Source organism: Frankia sp. AiPs1, assembly GCF_023716945.1.
Taxonomy (GTDB): domain Bacteria; phylum Actinomycetota; class Actinomycetes; order Frankiales; family Frankiaceae; genus Frankia.
Genome location: NZ_JAMQQF010000478.1, coordinates 1 through 4,657 on the forward strand (window position 1 = coordinate 1; position 4,657 = coordinate 4,657).

A 4,657-nucleotide genomic window follows, 5' to 3' on the forward strand; every position below is an offset into this window, starting at 1 on the left:
GCCCGACGCGGGCGGCCGCGGGCGGCGAAGGTGACCGGCGGTGCCGCGGACACGGCGACGGGCGTGCCCGGCCCGGGGTCCCCGAGCGCCCCGGACGAGATCGAGCACCTGGTCCCGCCGACCGACGGCGACTACAAGCTGCCGTCGCCGACGCTGCTGCGTTCCGGGACGCCGCCGAAGGTCCGCTCCGCCGCGACCGACGGTGTGATTGCCTCGCTCACCGACGTTTTCGCCCAGTTCAAGGTCGATGCCCGGGTCACCGGTTTCACCCGCGGCCCGACGGTGACCCGATACGAGGTCGAGCTCGGTTCCGCGGTGAAGGTCGAGCGGATCACCCAGCTCGCGAAGAACATCGCCTACGCGGTCAAGAGCGCGGACGTGCGGATCATCAGCCCGATTCCGGGCAAGAGCGCGGTCGGCGTCGAGATCCCCAACACCGACCGCGAGCTGGTGTCGCTCGGCGACGTGCTGCGCAGCGGTGAGGCGCTCGCCAACGTCCACCCGCTGGTCGTCGGCCTCGGCAAGGACATCGAGGGCGGCTACGTGCTGGCGAACCTGGCCAAGATGCCGCACATCCTGATCGCCGGGGCGACCGGCGCAGGCAAGTCGACGTGCATCAACACGCTCATCACCTCGGTGTTGGCGCGGGCGACGCCGGACCAGGTCCGGATGGTCCTCGTCGACCCCAAGCGGGTCGAGCTCACGAGCTACCAGGGCATCCCGCACCTGATCACGCCGATCATCACGAACCCGAAGAAGGCGGCCGACGCGCTGCAGTGGGTCGTCAAGGAGATGGAGAACCGTTACGAGGATCTCGCCGCCTGCGGGGTGCGCCACGTCGACGACTTCAACCGCAAGGTCCGCAACGGGGAGATCGTCGCCCCGCCGGGTTCCGAACGGGTGTACAAGCCGTACCCGTACATCCTGACCATCGTCGACGAGCTCGCCGACCTGATGATGGTCGCCCCGCGCGACGTCGAGGACGCCATCTGCCGGATCACCGCCATGGCCCGCGCGGTCGGCATCCACCTGGTGCTCGCCACCCAGCGCCCGTCGGTGGACGTGGTGACCGGTCTGATCAAGGCCAACGTCCCGTCCCGGCTCGCGTTCGCGACCGCGTCGCTCGCCGACAGCCGCACGATTCTCGACCAGGCCGGGGCGGAGAAGCTCGTCGGACTGGGCGATGCGCTGTTTCTTCCCATGGGCGCGGGCAAACCGGCGCGTATCCAGGGTGCATTCGTCTCCGAGGACGAGATCGCCGCAATCGTCGACCACACCAAGGAACAGGCACCGCCGGCATTCCGGGAGGATGTGTTCGACGGCGGCGGCGAGGCGAAGAAGGACATCGACGAGGAGATCGGCGACGATCTGGCGCTGTTCCTGCAGGCCGTCGAGCTCGTGGTGAGCACCCAGTTCGGCTCCACGTCCATGCTGCAACGCAAGCTGCGTGTCGGGTTCGCCAAGGCGGGCCGGCTGATGGACCTGATGGAGAGCCGGGGCATCGTCGGGGCCAGCGAGGGCTCCAAGGCCCGCGACGTGCTGGTCATGCCCGACGAACTGGAAGGCCTGCTCACAACGCTGCGTAACGGCTAGGAAGTGCCGGTGGCCTCGTCTGCGCTTTCGAGGCCGGGTGACGGACCGTAAACTGAGCCGGTGCCTCCACGGTAGGCAGAATTTCACGCTTGCGGAGGTCGCTCATGCAATCCGTGGACGATCCGCAGCCGGCCAGCGCCGGCTCGCTGCTCGCCGCGGCCCGCCGCGAGCGCAACCTGACGATCGACGAGGTCAGTGAGCGCACTCGGGTGCGGGCAAGCCTGATCGACCAGATCGAGCGGGACGACTACTCCCGCTGCGGCGGCACGGTCTACGCCCGCGGCCATCTGCGTAGCATCGCCACCAGCCTCGGCCTCGACCCCGGGCCCGTGCTCGCCGCCTACGACGCCTCGCACGAGGCGTTGACCGGGCCGGTGCTCGGCGGCGTTCCGCCCGGCGAGTTCGACCCGCTACGAGGCGGGACCAGACGCCGGCGCGGCGGCTTCCGCTGGGGCGCCGCGATGATCGTTTCGTTGGCCGCGGTGTGTCTGATCGCGGTCATCGCCCTGCTGGTGCCGGGTTCCGGGTCGTCCGGCTCGGCCGGGTCCCCCCGGCAGGGCGACGCCGCGGCGCCCCCGCCGACCGAGCCGACACCGATCACGGCGCCGAGCAGCACGCCGGTCCCCGCTCCCAGCACCGCCGCGCCGGCGGGAGTGAACGTCGTGGTGGCGGCCCGCGACGCGCAGAGCTGGCTGGAGGTGCGGGACGACGCCCGCCACGTGCTTCTCGCGCAGCTACTGCACTCCGGGGACAGCCGGACCGTCACGGCGCCGGGGGCGTTGAGCATCAGGATGGGCAACGCGGGCGCGGTCGACGTGTCCTGCAACGGCCGCAACCTCGGGCCCTCCGGTGATGCCGGCCAGGTGGTGACGATCCGGGTCAGCGTGGTCGCCTCCGGCGAGTGCGAGGTCGGGCAGGACGGCCGCAGCCCCCTCGCCGCGGGCCCGCTGCCGTCGGCGCTCGTCACCGCGTCCGGCGCGTCGGTGGACTGACCGCGACCCGCGGGCGCGGCGACCCGGTGCTGCCGTTGGCCTGCCGGTCCGTGGGGCCCGGCCCGGCGGGTCAGGCTCCACCTGTGTAAGTCGGCCATGTCGGGCTGGTGCGGCGCCGGGTGCCACCGCCCCGGTAGCCTGACCTCGTGTCCACTCACGTCCCGCGCCGGGTAGCTCTCGTCACGCTCGGTTGTTCCCGGAACGAGGTGGATTCGGAGGAGCTCGCCGGCCGCCTCACCGCCCAGGGCTGGGAGCTGGTCGCGGAGGCCGCCGACGCCGATGCCGTCCTGGTCAACACCTGCGGATTCGTCGACGCGGCGAAGAAGGACTCCATCGACGCCCTGCTGGCCGCGGACGACCTGCGGGCCGGCGACGGCGAACCGGCCGGCGCGGGTCCGCGTGCGGTGGTGGCCGTCGGCTGCCTCGCGGAGCGCTACGGCAACGAGCTGGCGGCGAACCTGCCCGAGGCCGACGCGGTGCTGGGCTTCGACGCCTACCCGAGCATCGGCGAGCATCTCGACGCGGTCCTGCGCGGCGCCACCGTGCCCGCTCACACCCCCCGTGACCGGCGCACCCTGCTGCCGATCACTCCGGTGGAGCGGGGCGCCTCGGCGAACGTCGCCGTGCACGTTCCCGGGCACGCCGGCGCCGGCGTGCCGAGCGTCGGCAGGCCGGCGAGCGGCGCACCCGGTGGGAGCGCGGCGGCGAGTGCCCCGGGCCGTCGTCGGTTGACGGCGGGGCCGGTCGCCGCCCTGAAGATTTCCAGCGGTTGCGACCGGCGGTGCGCGTTCTGCGCGATCCCGTCGTTCCGCGGCTCGCATGTGTCCCGGCCCGTCGACGACATCCTCGCCGAGGCGCAGTGGCTGGCCGGCGAGGGTGCGCGCGAGCTGGTGCTGGTCAGCGAGAACTCGACGTCCTACGGCAAGGATCTCGGCGACCTGCGGGCGCTGGAGAAGCTGCTGCCGCAGCTTGCCGCCGTGGCGGGCATCGTGCGGGTGCGCACGGTCTACCTGCAGCCGGCGGAGCTGCGCCCGTCGCTGCTCGAGGTGCTGCTGACCACGCCGGGTCTCGCCCCCTACCTGGACCTGTCGTTCCAGCACGCGAGCCCGGCGGTGCTGCGCCGGATGCGCCGGTTTGGCGGCTCCGAGCATTTCCTCGACCTGCTCGACCGTGGTCGCCGCCTGCTGCCCGGCCTCGGCGCCCGATCGAACGTCATCGTCGGCTTTCCCGGCGAGACCGAGGCGGACGTCGACATCCTGGCGGAGTTCCTCGAGGCTGCCGACCTCGACGCGGTCGGTGTGTTCGGCTATTCCGACGAAGAGGGCACCGAGGCGGTCTCGCTGCCAGGCAAGATCGACGAGGAGGAGATCGAGCGACGCCGGGTGCAGATCACCGATCTCGTCGAACAGCTCACCGCGGCCCGGGCGCAGGAGCGGGTCGGCAGCCGAGTGCAGGTCCTCGTCGAGGAGGTCGCCGACGGGATCGCCGCCGGGTGCGCCGGACACCAGCAGCCCGATGCCGACGGCTCGTGCATGGTCCGACTGCCCGGCCCCACCGCGGCGGGCGGCCCGCCGGTCGGGGGCCCGTCTGGCGCAGGTCTGCCCGGCGCAGGTCTGTCTGGCGCAGGTCTGCCCGGGGTCGAGGTCGGGGATCTGATCGAAGCGCGGGTCGTCGGGACCGAAGGGGTCGACCTGGTCGCCGAGTTCACCGCGGTGCTGGACCGGGCCCGTCCCTCGGCGAGGCGGGGCGGGGCCGCGCCGCCCGCCACCGGGGCGGGCGGGCCGGCGCCGCTCCCAGGCGCTCGTCGGCGCGGCCGTCACCGTGCTGAGCCTGGCCCTGATCGCGCTGGTTGCCCTGCTCGACCTGCCGGGCTCCGATGCGTCCGACCCTCCGAGCACCACCGTGACCGCACAGCCCCATCCGACGGAGACACCGTGGGCGACCGCGGGCGCCACGTCGGCGCCGTCCCGCCCGCCCGCCGCGCACTCCCCCTCGCCGCCGGATCCCTCGGCCGGTGTCCCCCAGGGACAGGCCAGCCAGGCGGCAGCGGGAGCGGCGGAGCCGGCGGGCAC

General features: G+C 72.9%; 2 protein-coding genes and 1 pseudogene. All 3 read left to right on the forward strand.

What is annotated here, in order from left to right:
- Positions 1-1,593: DNA translocase FtsK (locus ND748_RS25600; protein ID WP_251748635.1), on the forward strand; the 1,593-nt coding region annotated here is incomplete at its 5' end.
- Between the two features lie 104 nt (positions 1,594-1,697).
- Positions 1,698-2,585, forward strand: a complete 888-nt coding sequence (locus ND748_RS25605; RefSeq protein ID WP_251748637.1) for a helix-turn-helix domain-containing protein — start codon at positions 1,698-1,700, stop codon at positions 2,583-2,585.
- A 146-nt stretch (positions 2,586-2,731) separates the two neighbouring features.
- Positions 2,732-4,360 (forward strand): annotated as a pseudogene (locus ND748_RS25610) (MiaB/RimO family radical SAM methylthiotransferase); the annotation flags it as partial.
- Positions 4,361-4,657 lie beyond the last annotated feature (297 nt).

Excerpts from the sequence above, each read along its gene's own strand:
- ND748_RS25605 (WP_251748637.1), top strand. The coding sequence starts at position 1,698 with ATGCAATCCGTGGACGATCCGCAGCCGGCCAGCGCCGGCTCGCTGCTC.